The 19608-nt window shown below is 74.3% G+C and carries 27 protein-coding genes; 16 read left to right on the forward strand and 11 right to left on the reverse strand.

The window, feature by feature from the left end:
• Positions 1-210 precede the first annotated feature (210 nt).
• The 6 genes from AFB00_RS12430 (at position 211) to AFB00_RS12455 (ending at position 3493) form a co-directional block, all read left to right on the forward strand.
• Positions 211-726: a PadR family transcriptional regulator gene (locus AFB00_RS12430; protein ID WP_068797367.1), complete on the forward strand. Its 516-nt coding sequence runs from the start codon at positions 211-213 to the stop codon at positions 724-726.
• 60 nt (positions 727-786) lie between these two features.
• A complete protein-coding gene (locus tag AFB00_RS12435) occupies positions 787-1212 on the forward strand; it encodes a DUF1707 SHOCT-like domain-containing protein (RefSeq protein ID WP_068797368.1) in 426 nt (141 codons plus the stop codon).
• Between the two features lie 9 nt (positions 1213-1221).
• On the forward strand, positions 1222-1617 hold the full coding sequence (locus tag AFB00_RS12440) for a hypothetical protein (protein ID WP_068797369.1): 396 nt from the start codon (positions 1222-1224) through the stop codon (positions 1615-1617).
• Between the two features lie 32 nt (positions 1618-1649).
• On the forward strand, positions 1650-2282 hold the full coding sequence (locus tag AFB00_RS12445) for a class I SAM-dependent DNA methyltransferase (protein ID WP_068797370.1): 633 nt from the start codon (positions 1650-1652) through the stop codon (positions 2280-2282).
• A 35-nt stretch (positions 2283-2317) separates the two neighbouring features.
• Positions 2318-2707, forward strand: a complete 390-nt coding sequence (locus AFB00_RS12450; protein WP_156819511.1) for a hypothetical protein — start codon at positions 2318-2320, stop codon at positions 2705-2707.
• 381 nt (positions 2708-3088) lie between these two features.
• Positions 3089-3493, forward strand: a complete 405-nt coding sequence (locus AFB00_RS12455; protein ID WP_068797372.1) for a transglycosylase family protein — start codon at positions 3089-3091, stop codon at positions 3491-3493.
• A gap of 81 nt (positions 3494-3574) precedes the next feature.
• Here the strand turns inward: AFB00_RS12455 and AFB00_RS12460 are convergent, their stop codons facing one another.
• On the reverse strand, positions 3575-4036 hold the full coding sequence (locus AFB00_RS12460; RefSeq protein WP_068797373.1) for a MarR family winged helix-turn-helix transcriptional regulator: 462 nt from the start codon (positions 4034-4036) through the stop codon (positions 3575-3577).
• 57 nt (positions 4037-4093) lie between these two features.
• Here AFB00_RS12460 and AFB00_RS12465 point away from each other — a divergent pair, with 57 nt between their 5' ends.
• Entirely contained in the window at positions 4094-4936 is an 843-nt protein-coding gene (locus tag AFB00_RS12465; RefSeq protein ID WP_068797374.1) for an alpha/beta fold hydrolase, read from the forward strand.
• On the opposite strand, the gene AFB00_RS33180 is transcribed toward AFB00_RS12465, so the two are convergent.
• The gene (locus AFB00_RS33180; RefSeq protein WP_156819512.1) at positions 4873-5616 is read right to left on the reverse strand and encodes a nuclease-related domain-containing protein; all 744 of its coding nucleotides are present in this window, start codon (positions 5614-5616) and stop codon (positions 4873-4875) included. The two genes, AFB00_RS12465 and AFB00_RS33180, sit on opposite strands and share 64 nt — an antisense overlap.
• 70 nt (positions 5617-5686) lie before the next feature.
• Between AFB00_RS33180 and AFB00_RS12475 the strand changes: the two genes are divergently transcribed.
• Complete coding sequence (locus tag AFB00_RS12475; RefSeq protein WP_068797376.1) at positions 5687-6151, forward strand: J-domain-containing protein; 465 nt, start codon at positions 5687-5689, stop codon at positions 6149-6151.
• Positions 6152-6199: 48 nt separating this feature from the next.
• On the opposite strand, the gene AFB00_RS35785 is transcribed toward AFB00_RS12475, so the two are convergent.
• The 4 genes from AFB00_RS35785 to AFB00_RS12495 are packed head-to-tail and all read right to left on the reverse strand — an operon-like array spanning position 6200 to position 8178.
• A complete protein-coding gene (locus AFB00_RS35785; protein WP_068797377.1) occupies positions 6200-6688 on the reverse strand; it encodes an SRPBCC family protein in 489 nt (162 codons plus the stop codon).
• Positions 6672-7004, reverse strand: coding sequence for an ArsR/SmtB family transcription factor (locus tag AFB00_RS35790; RefSeq protein WP_068797378.1), 333 nt, complete (start codon positions 7002-7004; stop codon positions 6672-6674). Before AFB00_RS35790 ends, AFB00_RS35785 begins: the two co-directional genes overlap by 17 nt.
• Before the next feature lie 8 nt (positions 7005-7012).
• Complete coding sequence (locus tag AFB00_RS12490) at positions 7013-7609, reverse strand: hypothetical protein (protein WP_068797379.1); 597 nt, start codon at positions 7607-7609, stop codon at positions 7013-7015.
• Positions 7606-8178 carry a DUF1707 SHOCT-like domain-containing protein gene (locus AFB00_RS12495; protein WP_083275478.1) on the reverse strand — a complete coding sequence of 191 codons (573 nt, stop codon included), beginning with the start codon at positions 8176-8178 and terminating at the stop codon, positions 7606-7608. The genes AFB00_RS12490 and AFB00_RS12495 overlap by 4 nt, the downstream gene beginning before the upstream one ends.
• 168 nt (positions 8179-8346) lie before the next feature.
• On the opposite strand from AFB00_RS12495, the gene AFB00_RS12500 reads away from it, so the two are divergent.
• The 3 genes from AFB00_RS12500 to aroQ are packed head-to-tail and all read left to right on the forward strand — an operon-like array spanning position 8347 to position 10703.
• A complete protein-coding gene (locus tag AFB00_RS12500) occupies positions 8347-9555 on the forward strand; it encodes a sensor histidine kinase (RefSeq protein WP_068797380.1) in 1209 nt (402 codons plus the stop codon).
• A complete protein-coding gene (locus AFB00_RS12505; protein ID WP_068797381.1) occupies positions 9552-10220 on the forward strand; it encodes a response regulator transcription factor in 669 nt (222 codons plus the stop codon). Before AFB00_RS12500 ends, AFB00_RS12505 begins: the two co-directional genes overlap by 4 nt.
• A 9-nt stretch (positions 10221-10229) precedes the next feature.
• Positions 10230-10703 (forward strand): type II 3-dehydroquinate dehydratase, encoded by a 474-nt coding sequence (gene aroQ, locus AFB00_RS12510; RefSeq protein WP_197519925.1) that lies wholly within the window; start codon positions 10230-10232, stop codon positions 10701-10703.
• A gap of 58 nt (positions 10704-10761) precedes the next feature.
• Here the strand turns inward: aroQ and AFB00_RS12515 are convergent, their stop codons facing one another.
• Positions 10762-11169, reverse strand: coding sequence for a VOC family protein (locus AFB00_RS12515; RefSeq protein ID WP_068797383.1), 408 nt, complete (start codon positions 11167-11169; stop codon positions 10762-10764).
• Between the two features lie 120 nt (positions 11170-11289).
• Here AFB00_RS12515 and AFB00_RS12520 point away from each other — a divergent pair, with 120 nt between their 5' ends.
• Both AFB00_RS12520 and AFB00_RS12525 read left to right on the forward strand, forming a co-directional pair.
• Positions 11290-12321 carry a Gfo/Idh/MocA family protein gene (locus AFB00_RS12520; RefSeq protein ID WP_068797384.1) on the forward strand — a complete coding sequence of 344 codons (1032 nt, stop codon included), beginning with the start codon at positions 11290-11292 and terminating at the stop codon, positions 12319-12321.
• Positions 12322-12408: 87 nt separating this feature from the next.
• Positions 12409-13878, forward strand: a complete 1470-nt coding sequence (locus tag AFB00_RS12525) for a peptide MFS transporter (protein ID WP_068797385.1) — start codon at positions 12409-12411, stop codon at positions 13876-13878.
• An 82-nt stretch (positions 13879-13960) separates the two neighbouring features.
• On the opposite strand, the gene AFB00_RS12530 is transcribed toward AFB00_RS12525, so the two are convergent.
• Positions 13961-14242: a hypothetical protein gene (locus tag AFB00_RS12530; protein ID WP_068797386.1), complete on the reverse strand. Its 282-nt coding sequence runs from the start codon at positions 14240-14242 to the stop codon at positions 13961-13963.
• 169 nt (positions 14243-14411) lie between these two features.
• Positions 14412-14843 (reverse strand): anthrone oxygenase family protein, encoded by a 432-nt coding sequence (locus AFB00_RS12535; protein ID WP_068797387.1) that lies wholly within the window; start codon positions 14841-14843, stop codon positions 14412-14414.
• A 147-nt stretch (positions 14844-14990) separates the two neighbouring features.
• Between AFB00_RS12535 and AFB00_RS12540 the strand changes: the two genes are divergently transcribed.
• Complete coding sequence (locus tag AFB00_RS12540) at positions 14991-15965, forward strand: AraC family transcriptional regulator (protein WP_083276023.1); 975 nt, start codon at positions 14991-14993, stop codon at positions 15963-15965.
• 268 nt (positions 15966-16233) lie between these two features.
• Here AFB00_RS12540 and sigJ read toward each other — a convergent pair whose 3' ends face one another.
• Together sigJ and AFB00_RS12550 are read right to left on the reverse strand one after the other, a co-directional pair.
• Complete coding sequence (gene sigJ / locus AFB00_RS12545; protein ID WP_068800248.1) at positions 16234-17112, reverse strand: RNA polymerase sigma factor SigJ; 879 nt, start codon at positions 17110-17112, stop codon at positions 16234-16236.
• Positions 17109-18161 carry an FAD-dependent oxidoreductase gene (locus tag AFB00_RS12550; protein WP_068797389.1) on the reverse strand — a complete coding sequence of 351 codons (1053 nt, stop codon included), beginning with the start codon at positions 18159-18161 and terminating at the stop codon, positions 17109-17111. The genes sigJ and AFB00_RS12550 overlap by 4 nt, the downstream gene beginning before the upstream one ends.
• A gap of 108 nt (positions 18162-18269) precedes the next feature.
• On the opposite strand from AFB00_RS12550, the gene AFB00_RS12555 reads away from it, so the two are divergent.
• Together AFB00_RS12555 and AFB00_RS12560 are read left to right on the forward strand one after the other, a co-directional pair.
• On the forward strand, positions 18270-19007 hold the full coding sequence (locus tag AFB00_RS12555; RefSeq protein ID WP_068800249.1) for an SDR family oxidoreductase: 738 nt from the start codon (positions 18270-18272) through the stop codon (positions 19005-19007).
• A gap of 52 nt (positions 19008-19059) precedes the next feature.
• Positions 19060-19608, forward strand: coding sequence for a bifunctional nuclease family protein (locus tag AFB00_RS12560; protein ID WP_068797390.1), 549 nt, complete (start codon positions 19060-19062; stop codon positions 19606-19608).

A 19608-nucleotide genomic window follows, 5' to 3' on the forward strand; every position in this document is an offset into this window, starting at 1 on the left:
CATCTTCTTACCGTATTTGGTTGTGCGCAACCGTTCTGGGTGAAGATTTTGGGACCAGGTGTCGTTCCGGCGGCCGTCCTGCCTGGTCGAAGGCCCGATGGCGCCGCGCACGGTCCTGTGACCCGTCCGTGGTCCGGCGGCTGCGCCGGGACCCCTCCGATCGGGAGCCGTGGCGGACGCCGGTCGGCCGGTGGCCCTACCCTCCCCGGCATGGGAGAGGGCACGGTCCGGCTCGGGCTCGCCGAGTGGACGGTGCTCGCGGTCGCCGCCGAGCGCCCGGTGCACGGCTTCGCGATCGCCGCACTGACGGCGTCCGACGGCGAGCTGGGCCGGGTCTGGCAGATCCCGCGCCCGGTCGTCTGCCGGGCCATCGGCCGGCTGGTCGACGCCGGCCGGATCACCGCCGGGGCCGTCGAGACCGGTGGTGGCCCGCCGCGGACGCTGTACGCCTCGACCCGCGCGGGTCGCGAGCTGGTCGAGGACTGGCTCCGGTCCCCGGTCCCGCACGTCCGGGACCTGCGGTCGGAGTTCCTCCTGAAGCTGGCGATCACGCACCGGCGCGGTGCCGACCCGGCGCCGCTGGTGGCCGCCCAGCGGGGGGTGCTGGAGCCGATCGTCGCGGCGCTGCGCGAGGAACAGACCGGCGCCGACGCGTTCGACCGGACCCTCGTCGCCTGGCGGCGGGTGTCGGCGGAGGCCGCACTGGCGTTCCTCGACGAGATCTGACGTTGCGCCCGCCCACTGGATAGTGGATAGTTCTGCTATCCGACAACGGAGGGCGGGGGCATGACGGACATGCGAATCGGGGACGCCGAGCGCGAACGCACGATCGAGCAGCTCGGGCGGCACGTCGGTGCGGGCCGGCTGGACCTGGCCGAGTTCACCGAGCGCAGCGACCGGGCCACGACGGCCCGGACCCGCGCCGAGCTCGCCGACGTCCAGGCGGACCTCCCGCGCCTGCCCGACCCGCAGCGGGAGGCCCGGGTGCGCCGGACCGTGCTCGCCGCGACCTGGGGTCCGTGGGCGTTCACCGCCGTCGTCTGCCTGCTCGTCTGGGCCGCGGTCGCCGTGGGTGGCGGGAGCGGTTACTTCTGGCCGATCTGGGTGATCGGCCCGTGGGGCGCGATGCTGGCGGCCGGTACCGCCGTCCACGCGGCGACCGGCGCACCGATGTTCGGCTGCGCGGGGATGCGACCCGGCCGTATCGGGTAGACCGGGGACATGCCCCGACGAGACCTGACCTGGATCCCGCGCCTGCTCGGTGCGGCCACCGCCGCCTACGGCGCGGCGATCACCGCGAAGCCGGAACTGTTCCTGCGGCCCACGGGGCTCGTCTCCGACGGCGAGACCCCCAGCGGCGAGCAGCGGACGTTCACCATGGCGATCGGCGGCCGGGATCTCGCCTCCGGCCTGGCGATGCTGTTCGCGCCCGCCGGAACCCCGCTGAAGACGGCGATCGCGGTCCGGGTCGGCGCCGACGTGGCCGATCTCGCCGTGCTCGGCGGGCGGCTCCCGGACCGCGACGCCCGGGAGAAGGCCACCATGGTCGCCGCCGGGTGGGGCGCACTCTGTGCCCTGTCCTTCCTGGCCGCCGACCGCCGTGGGCGCCCGGCCTGACAGCGGCACCGGCCATCCACGATGATCGGCGGATGGCCACGAGCACCGGGGGCGACCCCCACCTGGAACGCGCCTACGCACTGACCGGCCCGGACGACGCCCGCGCCCTCTACGACGAGTGGGCCGCCACCTACGACGCCGATCTCGCCGCCGGGGCGCAGAGCTACGTCGCGCCGTCGGTCACCGCGGACGCCGTCGTCGCGGCGGCCGGGACCGGCGGCGAGGTGCTCGACGCCGGCTGCGGGACCGGCCTGGTCGGCGCGGCGCTGCACGAGCGCGGTGTCGGCACGATCGACGGCATCGACCTCTCGCCGGGGATGCTCGAACGGGCCCGTGCGACGGGTGCCTACCGCGAGCTGCGCGAGGCCGATCTCACCGCTGCGCTGGAGCTGCCCGACGACCGCTACGACGTCGTCGTCTGCGTCGGGACGCTGACCCACGCCCACGTCGGCCCGGCGGCGATCGGCGAGTTCGCCCGGGTCGTCCGCCCCGGCGGGTACGTGGTCGCGACGGTGCTGGACGACGTCTGGGAGGCCGGCGGGTACCGGGCCGAGATCGACCGGCTCGCCGCGGCGGACGTGTTCGAGGCGGTCTCGATCGAGATCGCGCCCTACCGCGCCGGTCAGCAGGTGGACTGCCGCCTGCTGGTCCTGCGGGTGCGGTAGGCCGCGGCCCGCGGGGCACCGGTCACACTGGTCGCATGAGTGCCGACCGCGGACCCGTGCTCGGGCGCCGGATCCTGATCGCCCTGCTCGTGCTCGCCGTGGCGGTGCACGCGCGCCTGGTCGCCGTGGTCGGTTCCGCCGCGCCCCTGGTCGCGGTGGTCGACGGCATCGTGGCGATCGCCGCGCTCGTGGCGCTGGTGCTGGTGATCCGGCGCGCGGACGGCCCGGCGTTGCTGGTGTCCGCGGTCGCCGGTGGCCTCGGCGTCGCGCTCTTCCTCGTGCCCGGGCTGGTGGTGCTCGCTCAGGGGCAGACGTGGACGGCGTGGCTGGACCCGTGGGCGTTCGGCGCGCTGCTGCTCGACGCGATGGTGGTGCGGATCGCGGTGTTCACGCTCCGGCGGGCGGAGCAGCCGTCCGCGTCGTGACGGGGCCCGTGAAACATCTCCGATCCGGAAACGACCGTGCCGTGCACGGCATCCTTCGTGATCGTCGGCCACTGCCTCTGAGCTGCGAATGCGCACCCTTTCGTTATAGTCGTGTGATACCTCACGGCCACCTGGCTTGACCTGATCTCACCCTTTCGGCGACCTTCGATGTCGCTCCTGGCCGTCCTCGGCCGGAGCGTGCATCGAAGCGCCGGAACCGCCACGCCAGGACGGCCCCGTCCCACGGTTCCCGGCCAGTCGACCTGCCTCGGGCGGGACGGGGTCGCGGGCCACGAGATCTGCTCGTGTGCACCGGAGGGCGCACCCCCAGCGCATCCGGTCCGCCCGGAAAGCCGTGGGTCCGGAACCAGGTGAGAACTGATGAGCAGCACGCGCACGTCCATCCGTGGGCGCTTTGTCGGGACGCTGACCGCCGGGATCCTGGCGATCGGAGCCCCGCTCGCCCTGGCCGGCACCGCGAACGCCGCCCCCGAGACCACCGCCGCGGTGACCCCGGCCGCGGTCGTCGCACCGGCCCAGTCCGTCGCCGGCTCGACCTGGGACAAGCTCGCCGAGTGCGAGTCCGGCGGGAACTGGAACACCAACACCGGCAACGGCTTCTCCGGTGGCCTGCAGTTCACGCCGTCGACCTGGAAGGCCTACGGCGGCGAGGGCCGGGCCCACAACGCGAGCAAGTCCGAGCAGATCCGCGTGGCGGAGAACGTGCTGGACGGCCAGGGCTGGGGCGCATGGCCCTCCTGCGCCAGCCAGCTGGGACTGCGGTAAGTCCGATCCCTCGGCGACGGGCGGTGACCTGAACGGGTCGCCGCCCGTCGGCGTGTCCGGACCGTCCGTGGTGCCGGGTGCTCAGTGGGTGGCGGGCTCGATCTCGGCGAGGGCGTCGACCATCGCGGTGAGCACGCGCAGGGTCGCCCGGACGTCGGCGTCGTCGACCTCCCTCGCGACCTCCCGTAGCCGGGCGTGCTCCCGCCTCGTGACCTCCTCGATCCTCGTGCTGCCCTCCGCGGTGAGTGCGATGAGCCGTGACCTGCGGTGCCGCGGGTTCTCCCGCCGCTGCACGAGCCCGGCCGCCAGCGCCTCGTCGGCCGAACGCTGGACGAACTGGCGGCTCAGCGACTGCGACCGGCCGATCTCGGGGACGGTCATCGGGCCGTTGCGGCTCAGCTGGTCGAGCACCGCGCGGACGCCGGTCGACACGCGGTTCGCCGGAGCGGCCTCCTCGACCTCGCGCAGCACCCGACGGTAGAGCGGCCCGACCAGCAGGTAGACCTCGGCGAGCCGGTCGGCTGTCGCGTCCGCGTCCGTCATGGGCACAGTATGACACCTCGGTTGTCATCTTCCGGAAGTAATGACACCTTGGTTGTCATGAGCCTGCCTCTCGCCCGTCTCGGTGTCCCCTCGTTCCTGCCCGTCGACGACGGCCGGATCGCCTACCGGGACGTCGGTCCCCGCAGCGGCCCGCCGGTCGTGCTGCTGCACGGCGGTGGGCTCGACGGCCGGATGTGGGGCCGGCAGCTCGCCGCGCTCGCGGACCGGCACCGCGTGGTGGTGCCCGACACCCGGGGCCACGGTGCCTCGTCCGGCGCGGACCGGCCGTTCCGCCCGCACGACGATCTCGCCGCGCTGCTCGACCACCTCGGTACCGGGCCGGCCGCCCTGGTCGGCCTGTCGATGGGCGGCCGGATCGCCGCGGACACCGCGCTGGCCCGGCCGGACCTGGTGGACCGGCTGGTCGTGTGCGGGACCGGGATCGGCGAGCCCGACTTCCGGGACCCCTGGGTGCTCGGGGTGTTCGCCGAGTGGGCCCGCACCCAGCAGGCGCTCGACGCCGACGGCTGGGTCGAGGCGTTCCTGCGGTTCGTCCCGGGGCCCACACGGACCGCCGACGAGGTCGACCCGCTGGTGTCCGACGAGATCCGGGTGATGGCCGTCGACCTGCTCGGCCGGCACCTGCCCGCGGACCCGACGGTGCCGGGTCCGCCGATCGAGTTCCTCCCGGACGCCCGTGCACTGGCCCCGACCCTGGCCGCCCCGCTGCTCGGCATCGTCGGGGACCTGGACGGCGACGACCACCGGCGACTGGTCGCCGACGCGGTCGCCATCGTGCCCCACGGTGAGCAGGCCACCGTGCCCGGCACCGCGCACTACCCGAACATGGAGCGGCCCGCCGAGTTCACCGGTGCGGTGCTGCGGTTCCTCGACCGGTGACCGGGTCCCGCGGCCCGTCCCACGTCTCCGGGCGGCGGGCCACCGCGTACACCCGGTCCACCCCGGCCGGGTCCAGCGCCGGTGCCAGCCCGCGCAGGGCGAGGACCAGCGCACTCTCGGTCGCGACGACCACGTCGTCCGGCCAGCGGCGCACCCGCATCGGCGCCCCGACCACGGCGATCACCGACCGGACCGGGATCCGGGATCCGGGACCCGCCCCCGACCCGGGGCAGCAGCAGCTCCCGGACCCGGGCGGCCTCGGCACGGGCCCGCGGCACCGCGTCGGTGGCGACCCCGGCGACGACCAGCCGCTCGCCGTCGAGCAGGACCGAGCGGTGCCGGTGGTGCCGGGAGTTGATCACGCAGATCCCCGGCGGGCCGATCAGGACGTGGTCGAGATCGGCCGCCCCGCCCTCGAGCGGGACCGAGTGCAGCACCCGCCACCGGGGTGATCGGCCCAGCAGCCGGTCGCGACGGGTACGGCCGGTGAGCTGTTCGAGCAGGTGTGCGGTGCGGATCTCCCCGTCGGCGCCCAGGCGCCAGGAACGGTCGGGATGCCCGGCACCGCGCACCCGCGCCGCCACGTGGCCGGCCCGGCGACCGGGGTAGTGGCGGGCGAGGTCGAGGGTGCGGGAACGGTCGGTGGTCTCGAGGCGGTCGGCCCCGTGGAGGTCGGTCATGGCAGGAGTGTGGACCCGACCCCCGACAGAAAACGGGTGTCGCCGGTACGGTAGGCACGGGGTGATCGCAATGGTGGATCCACGGTTCGAGTCCCCGGTCGACCGGAGCATCCGGGAGGCCGTGGAGCGGGGCGACTTCGACGACCTGCCCGGGAAGGGCAGACCACTGCCGGGCGCCGGGGGAACCGGCCCGGTCGACGAGAACTGGTGGATCCGCGGCTACCTGCAGCGCGAGGGGATCTCCGGGGACGCGCTGCTGCCGCCGTCGGTCCAGCTGCGCAAGGAACTGGACGCGATCGACACCACGGTCGCCGGGTTCCGCGACGAGCGCCGGGTGCGCGAGCACGTCGCCGAGGTGAACTCGCGCGTCGTCGACCACATGCGGCACCCGATGGGACCGCGCGTGCCGATCCGCAAGCTCGACGCCGACGAGGTGGTGTCGCGCTGGCGCCACGCCCGGGAGCAGCGGCGCACCGTCCCGGCCGCCCCGGAACCCGCTCCGCCGCGCCGTCGCTGGTGGCGACGCGGCACCTGAGAGCCGCTCCGCCGCGCCGGTCCTGGCCGGGCCGGCGCGGGACCGGGTTCAGGTGCGGGCGGGGGTCCGTGGGGCGAAGTGCCCGGGGGAGGCCAGCGGGCGGTCGGTCTCCAGCAGCGTCTTCAGGGCGGAGAGGATCGCCGGCCAGCCCTCGCCCACGTCGCGCAGGTCCCGGGCGCCCTGCTCGTCGGGGGTGAAGCCGGTGTGCACGACCTGCAGCTTCACCGCCTCCTCGCCGAACGGCGAGATCGCGAACTCGACCACGGTGGCCGCTCGGCCCGCGGCCTGCTCGGCCCGCCCGGTGAACGAGTAGGACAACCGGTGCGGGGGTTCCACGGCCAGGATTGTGCCGATGAAGTCGTCCCGGTCCGGGTGCACCGCCTCCAGTGGGCTCCCCACCTGCCAGTCCGACGTCAGCTCGGCGCCGCCCCAGTACTGCATCGTGAACTCGGGCGTGGTCAGGGCCCGGAACACCTGGTCCGGGGTGCTGCGGATGTAGGTCGTGTAGACGTAGGTCGGTTCAGTCTGCTCGCTCATCGTCGTCCTCCAACGCGGCGCGCAGGCTCGTGATCGCCTGCACCCGGCTGCGCTCGAACTTTCCGATCCACCGGTCGTGGATCTCCTGGATGGGCACCGGGTCCAGGTGGTGGAGCTTCTCCCGGCCGCGGCGGACGGAGGACACGAGCCCGGCGGACTCCAGCAGGGCCAGGTGCTTGGAGACGGCTTGCCGGCTCATCCCCAGCCCCTCGCACAGCTCACCGAGCGTCTGGCCACCCCGTTCGTGCAACCGGTCGAGCACCGTGCGCCGGGTCGGGTCGGCCAGGGCCCGGAAGACGGCGTCGACGGCGGTCACGCGGCCAATTATGCAACTGAACGGTTGCCTGTCAAGCGCCGGACGCGTCCCCACGGCTTCTCCACCGAGAGCACCGTCGAGGCCAGCAGCATCACCTGGTGCAGGACCGAGCTGAGCACGAGCGACCAGAGGACCGAACGGTCGTCGCCGGCGGCGGCGATCTCGATCCACCGGGTGTTCAGCGCGACCGAGCCGACGATCACGGCGAGTGCCAGCACGGTCTTCACCACGACCCAGCGGTGCCGGAACAGGCCCCACGGGGTGCCGACGCCGAGCGCGACGCCGGTGAGCACGGTGCCCACGGCGAAGAACGGGATGATCCCGTTGCCGACGAACGCCATCGCCGGGACCGCGATGTCCGCACCCCCGTCGCGCAGCAGCACCGTCGCGGGCAGCACCAGCATCACCGTCGAGAGCCCGGTCCAGCCGATGCCGAGCACGACGTGCGCGACCCGCAGCCCCGCGCGTGCGCGCCGGGGCAGCCGGCGGGCCGGGGCGGGCCGCCGGGCGGCCGCCGTGGTCCTGGACGTCCCGGCTGCCCCGGCTGCCCCGGCTGCCCCGGCTGCCCCGGCTGCCCCGGCTGCCCCGGTGGCCGCGGCGGTCATCGGAGTTCCGCGGGGATCTGCTCGTCCGGGGACGGCTCGCGCTCGGCCCGCCGCGAGTGCACGAAGAGGATCAGGCCGAGCCAGAACGCCGGCCCGATCGGCACGAAGAACGGCGCCGGTCCCACGATCGCCGCCACCATCAGGACCAGCAGGATCGCCGCGGTCACCCCGGCGTGCACGACGAGGTTCCGCCGGGCCCGGGGCGTGAGCGGCCCGCGGCGCGGTCGCCGGGCCCGGGGCACGGCGGGCAGCCCGGACAGCAGCGGGACGAGCTCGGCGCGGGTCCGGGCGGCGTAGGCCGCGGCCTGGCGCTCGTCGGCCTCGTCCAGGGTGAGCCGCCCCTCGGCGGCCGCCTGCCGGAGCCGGTCGGTGACGTGCTCGCGCTCGGAGTCCGAGGCGAGCAGCTCGTCCTCGCCGGGGTGCACGGTGCGGGTGGTCGCGCCCACGGGGCCGGGACGCGTGATCGCGTCGTCCGGCGCGGTCGGCGCGGTCGGTCCGGTCGGGGCTCCCGCGGCGTCGGTGCTCGTGGCCGCCGGGGCCGGGTCGGTGGTGTCCGGTGTCGTCGTCATGCCGGACAGCCTGGTCGCGGGCGGGGTGCGGGCGCGTCCACCGGCGGTCGCCGATCCGGCTGCCGCCGGGGTGGCAGCGTCCGGGCCGGGCGTACTCCCCCGGGTGCAGCCGGCCGGTCACCCTCGGGACGACGCCGGCTGTCGGTGTGCCCGGCTACCGTGTCGCCCGTGCTCACCGATCGCCGTCCGCGCTGGTGGGGTGGGGTCGTGCGGACCCTCGTCCTGCCGGGCGCCGTCGCGCTGCTCACCGCGGGGGGCACGGCCTTCGGCGCGGTCCGGCGGGACGAGTGGGACTGGTCCGCCGGTCCCCTCCGGCCGGGCGAGCTGCCGTTCGACGGGCTCGCCGTGCTGCTGCTGGCGATCGGGCCGCTCGCGCTGGTGTTCCGGCGGGCGAACCGGGTGGCCGCGCTCGCCGTGATCGCCACCGCGTCGGTCGTCTACCTGGGGCTCGGGTACCCGGTGACCGGGCCGACCGGGCTCGCGCTGGGCGTCGGGCTGGTCTCGGCGGTCGCGGCGGGGCGCCAGCACCGGGCGCTGGCCGTCGTCGTCGTGGCGGCGGCGGTGCTGGTGGGGTGGCTGCTGCTGACCGGCCGGCCGGTGCCGTGGGGCGCGAGCGGGCCGGTGGTGGCCTGGCTGCTGGCGTTGTTCGCGGTCGGGATGCTGCTGCGGGTCCGCCGGGAGCGGGTGGAGCAGGCCCGGCGCGCCGCCGAGGAGCAGCGCCGCCGCCGGGCGGGCGAGGAGCGGTTGCGGATCGCCCAGGAGCTGCACGACGTGCTGGGCCATCACGTCTCCCTGATCAACGTGCAGGCCGGGGTCGCGCTGTTCCTGATGGACGACGACCCGGAGCAGGCCCGCACCGCGCTCACCGAGATCAAGCGGGCCAGCCGCGACCTGCTCCGGGAGATGCGCTCGACCCTCGGGGTGCTGCGCGGGGTGGACGAGCAGGCACCGCGGCTGCCGACCCCGGGGCTGGACCGGCTCGACGCGCTGCTCGACGAGGTCCGGGCCGCCGGGCTGCCGGTGGACCGGCGGACCGAGGGGGAGCCGCGGCCGCTGCCGACGGGCGTCGATCTCGCCGCGTACCGGATCGTGCAGGAGTCGCTGACCAACACCCGGCGGCACGCGGGGGCGGCGACGGCCGTCGTCACGCTGCGGTTCGGGCCGGAGGAGCTGGACCTGGTGGTCGACGACGACGGGACCGGCCCCGTCGAGGACGCCGCGGAGGGCAACGGACTGACCGGCATGCGCGAACGGGCCCGGTCGGTCGGCGGGACGCTGGACGCCGGACCGGGGCCGGAGCGCGGTTTCCGGGTGCGGGCCCGGCTCCCCGTCGCCGACGTACGGGAGGCGGCCGGACCGCCGATGGTGGACGCATGATCCGCGTGCTGCTCGCCGACGACCAGGCCCTCGTGCGCTCCGGGTTCCGGGCGCTGCTCGGGTCGCAGGCCGATCTCGAGGTCGTCGCCGAGGCCGCCGACGGGGCCGAGGCGGTCGCCGCGGCCCGGGAGCACCGCCCGGACGTGGTGCTCATGGACATCCGGATGCCCGGCACCGACGGCCTGACCGCCACCCGGGAGATCACCGCCGACCCCGGGCTGGCCGGCACGAAGGTGATCGTGCTGACCACGTTCACCGACGACTCGTACGTCTTCGAGGCGATCCGCGGCGGGGCCGGCGGTTTCCTGGTGAAGGACTCCGAGCCGGCCGACCTGATCCACGCCATCCGGGTCGTGCACGGCGGTGAGGCGCTGCTCGCGCCGGGCGTCACCCGCACCCTGATCGCCGAGTTCGCGGCCCGCTCCCGGGGCGGCCCGGCCGCGGCGCCGCAGCTGGCGTCGCTCACCGAGCGGGAGCGTGAGGTGCTCGTCGAGGTGGCGGCCGGTCTGTCCAACGACGAGATCGCCGCCCGCCTGCACATGAGCCCGACGACGGCCAAGACCCACGTCAGCCGCACGATGTCCAAGCTCGGCGCGCGCGACCGCGCGCAGCTGGTGGTGCTGGCCTACGAGTGCGGCCTGGTCCGTCCCGGCTGGTCGCACTGAGGTGGGAGGATCCGCCGGGTGACCACCGTGTACGTGTTCAACGGCCCGAACCTGAACCTGCTCGGCACCCGCCGGCCCGACGTGTACGGCGCGAACACCCTCGCCGACGTCGAGGCGCTGTGCCGGGAGTCGACGTCCGGGCACGGGATGGAACTGGACTTCCGCCAGACCAACCACGAGGGCACGCTCGTCGACTGGATCCAGGAGGCCGGTGCGGCGGTGCGGCACGGCTCGGCGATCGGGCTGGTGCTCAACGCCGCCGCCTACACCCACACGTCGGTGGCCCTGCACGACGCGATCGAGGGCGCCGAGCTGCCCACGGTCGAGGTGCACATCTCGAACGTGCACGCCCGTGAGGAGTTCCGGCACCACTCCCACGTCTCGCCGGTGGCGGCGGGGATCGTCGTCGGGTTCGGGATCGACGGGTACGCGCTGGCGATCGACGGGCTGGTGCGCAGGGCCCGGCCGCTGCGGGCGGTCTGAGCGCACCGGAGATCCTACGGGCCGTCGCACCCCCTCGTGTGCGACGGCCCGGCGCCACTCAGCCCTCCATGGCCGACATGTCCATCCAGACGAACTCCCAGCGGTGGCCGTCCGGGTCGTCGACGCTGCGGCCGTACATGAACCCGTGGTCCTGGGTGTCGCCACCCTGCTTCCCGCCGGCCGCCAGGCCCGCGTCGGCGAGCCGGCCGACCTCGTCGCGGGTCTCCACGCCCAGGGCGTTGATCACCTCGCGGGCGGTGCCCGGGGTGGCCACCGAGTCCTGCTTGGTGAACTCGGCGAACCGCTTGTCGGTCATCACCATCGCGACGATCGCGTCGCTGACGACGAACGACGCGGTCTGTTCGTCGGAGAACTGCTCGTTGAGGGTGAACCCGAGCGCCGAGTAGAACGCCTTGGCGGCGTCGAGGTCGGAGGTGGGCAGGTTCACGAAGATCATGTTCGGCATCGGAAGCTTCTCCTGAGCTGCGGTGGCGCCGGGGATCCGGTGCCGTTCACCAGGAGAGACCGGGACGTTCCGCGGAACTCATCGCGCGGGCCGGAGATTTCTTCCGGCAGGATCACGGGCATGACGCAGGTGAGCACGGACGGGGCGGGTACCGGGGCCGGACGGCGGGTGCGCTGGGGGATCGTCGGCCCGGGGCGGATCGCCGACGCCGTCGCACCGGACTTCGCACACGTCCCCGGGGCCGAGCTGGTCGCCGTCGCGTCCCGGTCCACCGAGCGGGGTGAGGCGTTCGCCCGCCGGCACGGGATCGACCGGGTGCACACGGGCTACCGGGCGATCCTCGACGACGACGGCGTCGACGTCCTCTACATCGCCACCCCGCACCCGCAGCACCGGGCGCTCGCGCTGGCCGCGATCGGGGCCGGCAAGGCGATCATGGTGGAGAAGGCCTTCACGGTCAGCTCGGTCGGCACCCGGGAGATCGCCGCCGCGGCGCGCCGGCACGGCGTCTTCGCCATGGAGGCGATGTGGACGCGGTTCTTCCCCGCGGTCGTCCGGCTGCGCGAGCTGGTCGCCGACGGCGCGATCGGCGAGGTCCGGTCGGTGCAGGCCGATCTCGGCGTGCGGAACCGGTCCGCCGACGACGACCGGTTCTTCTCCGCCGAGCTCGGCGGCGGCGCGCTGTTCGACCTGGGCGTCTACGTGATCTCGTTCGCGCAGATGCTGCTCGGCACCCCGACCGAGGTCGCCGCGAGCGGCGCGCTGACCGCGACCGGCGTCGACGCCGAGGAGTCGATCCTGCTCGGATTCCCGGACGGCCGCAGCGCGGCCCTGCAGACCAGCCTGCGGTGTGCGATGCCGGGCAGCGCCCGGGTGATCGGCACCGAGGGCTGGATCGAGGTGCCGCCGCGGTTCCACCACCCGGACCGGATCGTCGTCCACGCGCACGGGGCCGACCCGGCGGAGATCGTGCTGCCGGCCACCGGGCGGGGGTACGCGCACGAGATCGAGGAGGTGACCCTCCGGGTCGCGGCGGGGGAGATCGAGAGCCCGGTGATGCCGTTGGCGGACACGGTCGCGGTGCAGGACGTGATGGCCGCCGTCGCCGACCGGATCGGGATGGTGCCGGAGGAGGGGCCGGCCACGCTCTGAGGCATCCGTGTCGCGGCTCGTTGATGTGAGCCAACAGTCGGGTGTAAGAGCTTTACCTCGTGCAACTCGGCGAGTAGACCGGGCCCGGTGACCGACAGCACGACATCGCCAGTACGCCGGGAGCGGACCTTCCTCGGCCATCCCCTCCAGCTCGGAACGCTGTTCGGCGTCGAGATGTTCGAGCGCTTCTCGTTCTACGGGATGCAGTCGATCCTGCTGCTGTACATGTACAACGCCGTCACCGACGGCGGGCTCGGCTACGACCAGGGAGTCGCGGCCGGCGTCGTGGGTGCGTACGGCGGCACGGTCTACCTGTCGACGATCCTCGCGGCCTGGGTGGGCGACCGGCTGTTCGGCCCGGAACGTGTGCTGTTCGGCAGCGCGATCTCGGTCATGGCCGGCCACATCGCGCTCGCCGTGCTGCCCGGCGGGACCGGGCTCGCCGTCGGCCTCGTCCTGGTCGCGTTCGGCAGCGGCGGCGTCAAGGCGAACGCCTCGACGATCATCGCCATGCTCTACGGCGAGGGCGACGACCGCCGCGACGCCGGATTCTCGATCTTCTATCTCGGTGTCAACATCGGTTCGCTGCTCGGGCAGATCCTCACCCCGGTCGTGCAGACCCGGACGGCCAGCTTCCACATCGGCTTCGGGTTGGCCGCGGTCGGGATGGCGATCGGGCTGATCCAGTACTCGCTCTTCCGCCGCAACCTCCCGGCCGGTGGCCGGACCGCCCCCAACCCGCTCCCGGCCACGCAGCGGACCCGCGCCGGGTTGATCGGTGTCGCGGCGGTCGTCGTGCTGCTGGTGCTCACCTTCACCGGCGTGATCACGGCCGGGCGCCTGGACTACATCGTGACCGCGATCGTCGCGATCGCCACGGTCGGCTACTTCGCGCTCATGCTGAGCAGCCCGAAGGTCGATCCGATCGAGCGCCGCCGGGTGCTCGCCTTCGTGCCGATGTGGGTGGCCAGTGCGGTCTTCTGGGCGATCTTCCAGCAGATCTTCACCGTGCTGACGATCTATGCGGACGAGCGGGTGGACCGCTCGGTGTTCGGCCTCTTCGAGATCCCGGCCGGCACCGTGCAGTCGATCGAGCCGTTCTTCGTGGTCGTCCTGGCGGGCGTGTTCGCGGCGGTGTGGACGAAGCTCGGTCCGCGCCAGCCCGCGTCGCCGACCAAGATGGCGATCGGGACGATCGTCGTGGGTCTCGGGTTCCTGCTCTTCGTGCCGCTGGCGGGGACCGGTGCGAACGGCACGCCGCTGCTCGCGGTGGCCGGCATCCTGCTGGTCTTCTGCGTCGCCGAGCTGTTCACCTCACCGGTCGGCCAGTCGCTGTCGACCAAGCTCGCACCGCGGGCGTTCCAGACCCAGATGGTGGCCCTGTTCTTCCTGTCGGTGTCGATGGGGTCGGTGCTGGCCGGTGTGCTCGCGGACTTCTACAGCGCGGACAACGAGGTCGCCTACTTCGGCATCACCGGCGTCGCCGCGGTCGTCGTGGGAGCGGTCGTCCTCGCCACGGTCCCGAAGCTGAAGGTGCTCATGGAAGGCGTGCGCTGAGGCCCCTTCTCGAACGCGGGTTCGAGCTGTCCCCAGCTGTGTGCACACCTGTGGACAACTCGGCCCGCCTGTGGACGGACACTCACCGGCGACGGGTACGGCGGACCGAAGGCTGGTCCATCCCGTCGCCGGTCATCTCCCGCGACACCCGTACGACGTGCGCGCGGATGTCCGGGTCCAGGTCGGCGACCCGGGTGCCCAGCAGCTCGAGTACCGACGCCAGGCCGAAGGCGTACTCCGGGCGGGGCAGGTGCCCGGCGTAGTACGCCTGAACCGCCTCGTGCCGTAGCCCGGCGGCGGCGGCGAGCACGGTCTCGCGGTCCGCGCGCAGGGCGGCCAGCCGGCGTCGTTCGTGGGTGTTCATGATCCCCCGGGTGGTGCTGGTTCGGCGCTGTCGGCGACAGCCGGTCCGCACCCGGGGGAGCGGATGCCGGACCAGGGTGCACCGCCCGGCTCGCCCGGGGCCAGGGGCGTCCCCAAGATGTCGCACACATGTTCGACTCGGAGTGGGCCCGGAGCCGCTCGGAGCGGACTCAGAGCAGCAGGAGCAGCACGCCCAGTGCCGAGAGGGCCCCGCGCGCGTGGTTGGCCCACGTCCAGTTCGGCGCGAACGCCGCCCAGTCCCCGCCGCGCTCCAGGGCCTCGTTGAGCGGGATGTTCACCGCGATCGTGACGGCGAACCCGGCCAGGACGACGATCCCGGCCGCGACCCGCAGCGGCGCCCCCGCCAGCACCCCGGCGACGAGCAGCGCCGTCGCGGCGAGCGCGGTGCCCACGAACAGCACGAGGAACGCCGGGTTGACGATCACCCGGTTGATCTCGCGCATGGTCTCCGCCGCCTCGGTGGCCGGCCGGTTCCCCAGCGCGGGCAGCACCGCGACCGAGAAGGCCAGGTAGATCCCGCCGAGCAGGCCGGCGCCGGTCCCGGTCGCGGTGCCGATCACGGTGTCGAGCACTCCGGTCATGGTGCGTCCCCTCTCGAATCCATGTCGTCCGAACATGAATCCAGCTTGTCGGCCCGTCTACGGACGGACAATCCACAGGAGTCCACATCTGTTGTTCGAGCGTCCACACCTGGGGACGGCCTGTGGATGAACTGTCATGCTGTGCCGGTGTCCGCCGCGCCGCCGTTCCCGGTCGCCGACCCGCTCGGCGAGGCGCTGCACGTCCTGCGCATGGACGGCGTCTTCCACTGCCGGTGCGAGCTGTCCGAGCCGTGGGGCATGACGCTGCCCGCGACGCCCGGGTGCCTGTGGTTCCACGTCGTCACCTCCGGCGGTGCCCGGCTGACGGTCGCCGGCGAGGAGCGGACGCTGCGGCCGGGGGAGCTCGTCGTCGTCCCGCACGGCACCGGACACGTGCTGCGCAGTGCGACGGAGGTCCCCGCGCCGGACATCCGGTCGATCCCGCACCCGACGCTCGGCGGTCGCTACGGCCTGCTCCACCACGGTGGGGGCGGCCCGGTGACGAGGATGGTGTGCGGCGCCGTCCGGTTCGCCCATCCCGCGGCGCAGGACCTCGTCGACCGGCTGCCGCCGCTGATCCGGGTCGAGGCCTCGCCGCTGGGTGACCGGGTGCAGGACACGCTGCGCCTGCTCGCGGCCGAGGTCGAGGACGGCGGTCCCGGCAGCGACGCGGTCGTGACCCGGCTGGCCGACGTGCTGGTCATCCAGGCGATCCGGGCCCGGCTGGCGAGTGACCGGGGCGCCCGGCCGGGCTGGCCCGGCGCGCTGGCCGACGCCCGGATCGGCCCGGCGCTGGCCGCGGTGCACCGGGAGCCGGAGCGGGACTGGACGGTCGCGGCGCTCGCGGAGGTGGCGGGCATGTCCCGCTCGGCGTTCGCCGCCCGGTTCACCGAGCTGGTCGGCGAGCCCGCGATGGCGTACTTGACGCGGTGGCGGATGCGGGCCGCCGTGGACGTCCTGTCGGGGGGAGGTGTCACAGTGGCCGAGGCCGCCCGCCGGTTCGGGTACCGCTCGGAGGCCGCGTTCACCCGGGCCTTCGCGCGGGTGAACGGCGAGTCCGCCGGCCGGGTGCGGCGGCGGGGGCCCACCGTCCCCGAGGTGTTCGCCGACCCCGGGCGTTGACCCGGAGGGTGTCGCACACATGTTCGATGCAGGGCTGCTGCGCTGCGCCGACGAGAGAGGGAACCGGATCGATCGCCTCGTATCCGACCGTATCGGGGCGACGCTAGACAGGAGTATGTCGCGACATCGGATCGGTTCGATGTCGTCGTCTGCGCCTGTCTCGGGTTGACGCTAGAAAGTCGGAGACGGCCCGATCGACCGGTCGATGTCCTCGTCTGCCGTTTTCTCGTGTCGTTGCTAGACGGCGGCAGACAGCGCGATCGATCGGCTAGAGATGCGCCAGCTTGTCCGGGTTGCGCACCGCGTACACGGCCGTGACCAGGTCCGCGCCGTCGACGTCGGACACCTCGACCAGGAACGCCGTGTCCACGGCGTCACCGGCCCGCAGCAGCACGCCCGGCAGGCCGTTGAACACGCCGAACTCCGGGCCGCCGCCGGGCATCGGGTACCGGGTGAGCCCCACCAGGAACCGGGCCACCCGGTCCCGGCCGTGCACCGGGTGCCGTGCCGCCGAGACCCGCCCGCCGCCGTCCGAGACGGACACGACGTCCGGGGCCAGCAGTGCCGTCACCCCGTCGAGGTCGCCGCCCAGCGTCGCCCCGACGAACGCCTCCGCGACCCGCCGCGCCCGCTCCGGCGGCACGGTGAACCGCGGACGGCGGGCCCGAACGTGCGCGCGGGCCCGGTGCGCGATCTGGCGCACCGTCGCGGCCGGGCGGTCCAGGATCCCGGCGATCTCCTCGTAGCCGACGTCGAACGCCTCCCGCAGGACGAAGACCGCCCGCTCCTCGGGGGACAGCGTCTCCAGGACGAGCAGCATCGCGACCGACACGTCGTCGGTGCGCAGGACCTGGTCGTCCGCGCCGGACCCGGACGGCAACGGCTCGGGCAGCCACGGGCCGGGATAGGTCTCGCGGGCCCTGGCCGTGCTGCGCAGCCGGTTCAGCGCCTGCCGGGTGACGATCCTGGCCAGGTAGGCCCGCGGATCGGCCACCAGGTCGTGCTCGACGCCGGCCCAGCGCAGCCAGGTGTCCTGCAGCACGTCCTCGACGTCGGCGACGCTGCCGAGGATGTCGTAGGCCAGCCGGAACAGCAGGCCGCGGTGCCGCCCGAACGCGGCGAGCGGACCGTCGCCCGGCCCGGTCACGCGACCCGTCCCCGCACGGCCCGCACCGTGTACCGGCACACCTGCTCCTTCACCACGGCACCCGTCCGCCCGCCGACCGTGAGCGGGCGTGGCACGTCCCGCCGGTCGACCGCCTGCACGAGCCCGCTGCCCGGCCCGAGCGACAGGCACACCGCCCGGTAGACGACCGACGCCGCCGGTGCGGGCCGCCCGCGCAGCCCCGCCCGGACGGTCCGGGCCGCGGCGACCCCGAGCGGGACGGCCGCCTGGCAGCTCTCGCGGACGAACCCGACCTCCGCCGGTGCGACGACGGCGTCCCCCGCCCCGACGATCCGCGCGTCCCCGACGCTTGTCAGCGTCCGGTCCACGACGAGCCGTCCGGCCCCGTCCACCGGCAGGCCGCTGCGCCGGGCGAGATCCGGCACCCCGGGCCGGGTCGCCCACACGAGCAGCGCGGCGCCGAGCCCGATCGGGTCGGTCACCACGGTGTGCTCCCGCAGCTCGACGCCCAGCCCGGCCAGCCGGTCCCGCACCCGCTGCCGGGCCGGCGCGCCGAGCCCGGCGGCCACCTCGGCGTCGGTCACCAGCCGCACCCGCAGGTCGGGACGCGCGCCGGCCAGCTCGGTCACCGTCTCCACCCCGGTCGGCCCGCCACCGACCACGACGACCGGCGCGCCCGCGGCCAGACCGGCGACGGCCGTCCGCAGCCGGGTGGCGGCCTCCAGGGTGTCCACCCGGTACCCCTCGTCCGCCGGGGTGCCGGAGCCTCCGCTGCCCACCGCGTACACCAGGCGATCGAACCGCAGCCCGCCGCCGTCGTCGAGGGTCACGGTGCCGTCCCCGATCGCGGTGACCCGGGCCCGCCGGGTGCGGACCCGCGGGTCGAGCACCCGCGCCAGCGGCACCGTCGCCGGGCCGCTGCCCGCGGCGAGCCGGTGCAGCCGGATCCGCTCGACGAACTCGTCCCGCGGGTCGGCGAGCGTCACCTCGGTACCGCTCGTGCGGGCCAGCCGGTTCGCCGCCGTCACGCCCGCGTAGCCCGCGCCCACCACCAGAACCGTGCCACCCATGGTCGTCTCCCTCGCTGCCGGAACGGTCGGGATGGGGACACCGCCCACGGGCCCGGTGTGACGATCTGTGTGCCGCGTCACCGCCCGCGGCGTGCCAGGCTGGCCGCCATGAACGGTGTGGCGGTGGTGACCGGGGCCGGGTCCGGGATCGGGGCGGCGGTGGCGGGCGCCCTGCTCGACGCCGGGTGGCGGGTCGCCCTCGCCGGGCGCCGGGCGGCGAAGCTCGACGGGGTCGCCGCCGGCCGCGCCGACGCGTACCCGGTGGGGACCGACGTCACCGATCCGGAGTCGGTCGCGGCCCTGTTCGCGGCGGTGCGGGACCGCTGGGGCCGGGTGGACCTGCTGGTCAACAACGCCGGCACGTTCGGCCCGGCCGGCACCGTCGACGAGATCGCCGTCGAGGACTGGAACGACGCCGTCGCCGTCAACCTGACCGGGTCGTTCCTCTGCGCGCGGGCGGCGTTCGCCGCGATGCGCGAGCAGCGTCCGCAGGGCGGCCGCATCATCAACAACGGCTCGATCTCGGCGCACGTGCCGCGCCCGGGCAGCGCCGCCTACACCGCGACCAAGCACGCGATCACCGGCCTGACGAAGTCGCTCTCGCTCGACGGCCGCGCGCACGGCATCGCCTGCGGGCAGATCGACATCGGCAACGCGGCCACCGACATGACCGCCGGGATCGCGACCGGCGCGAAGCAGGCCGACGGGACGGTGCGGCCGGAGGCGACCTTCGACGTCGCACACGTCGCCGGAGCGGTGGTCCACATGGCCGGGCTGCCCCTGACGGCGAACGTCCAGTTCCTCACGATCGCCGCGACGACGATGCCGTGGCTCGGCCGGGGCTGAACCGTCTCGTAGTGAGACGGCTCCCGGCACCACCGGCGGGGACACTGGTCCGATGGCCCGGACGATGCACGTCCTGCGACTGATCGTGCACGCCCGTTCCCGCCAGCCGGTACTCCTGCTCGGCGAGGAGGGCGGCGACCGGTGCGTCCCGGTGTTCCTGCGGCCCCCGCAGGCCGAGGTGATCGCGGTCGGCCGCCGGGACCCCGACGACACCTCCGGGACCCCGCTCACCCAGGACGTCCTGCTCCCGGTGGTCGCGGCGCTCGGCCGGACGATCGAGTCGATCGAGATCAGCGACCTCGCCGACGGCGTCTACACGGCCGAGCTGGTGTTCGACGGCGGTACCCGGCTGGCCGTGCGGCCGTCGGACGCGCTGGCGGTCGCGGTCCGCGAGGGACTGCGGATCGGCATGGCCGAGCACGTCATCGACCAGGCGGGTCAGCCGGTCGGCGAGGTGCTGCCCCCGGACGCCGCGGACGCGAGCGGCTCGGCCGCGCAGGCCCGTGCAGCGTCGTCCGGGCCGCCCACCGAACCGCCGGAGCAGCAGCTCCGGCAGTTCCGCGCCTTCATCGACGACGTGTCCCCCGACGACTTCGCCTGA

Origin of the sequence: Pseudonocardia sp. HH130630-07 (genome assembly GCF_001698125.1) — a bacterium.
Taxonomy (GTDB): Bacteria; Actinomycetota; Actinomycetes; order Mycobacteriales; family Pseudonocardiaceae; genus Pseudonocardia.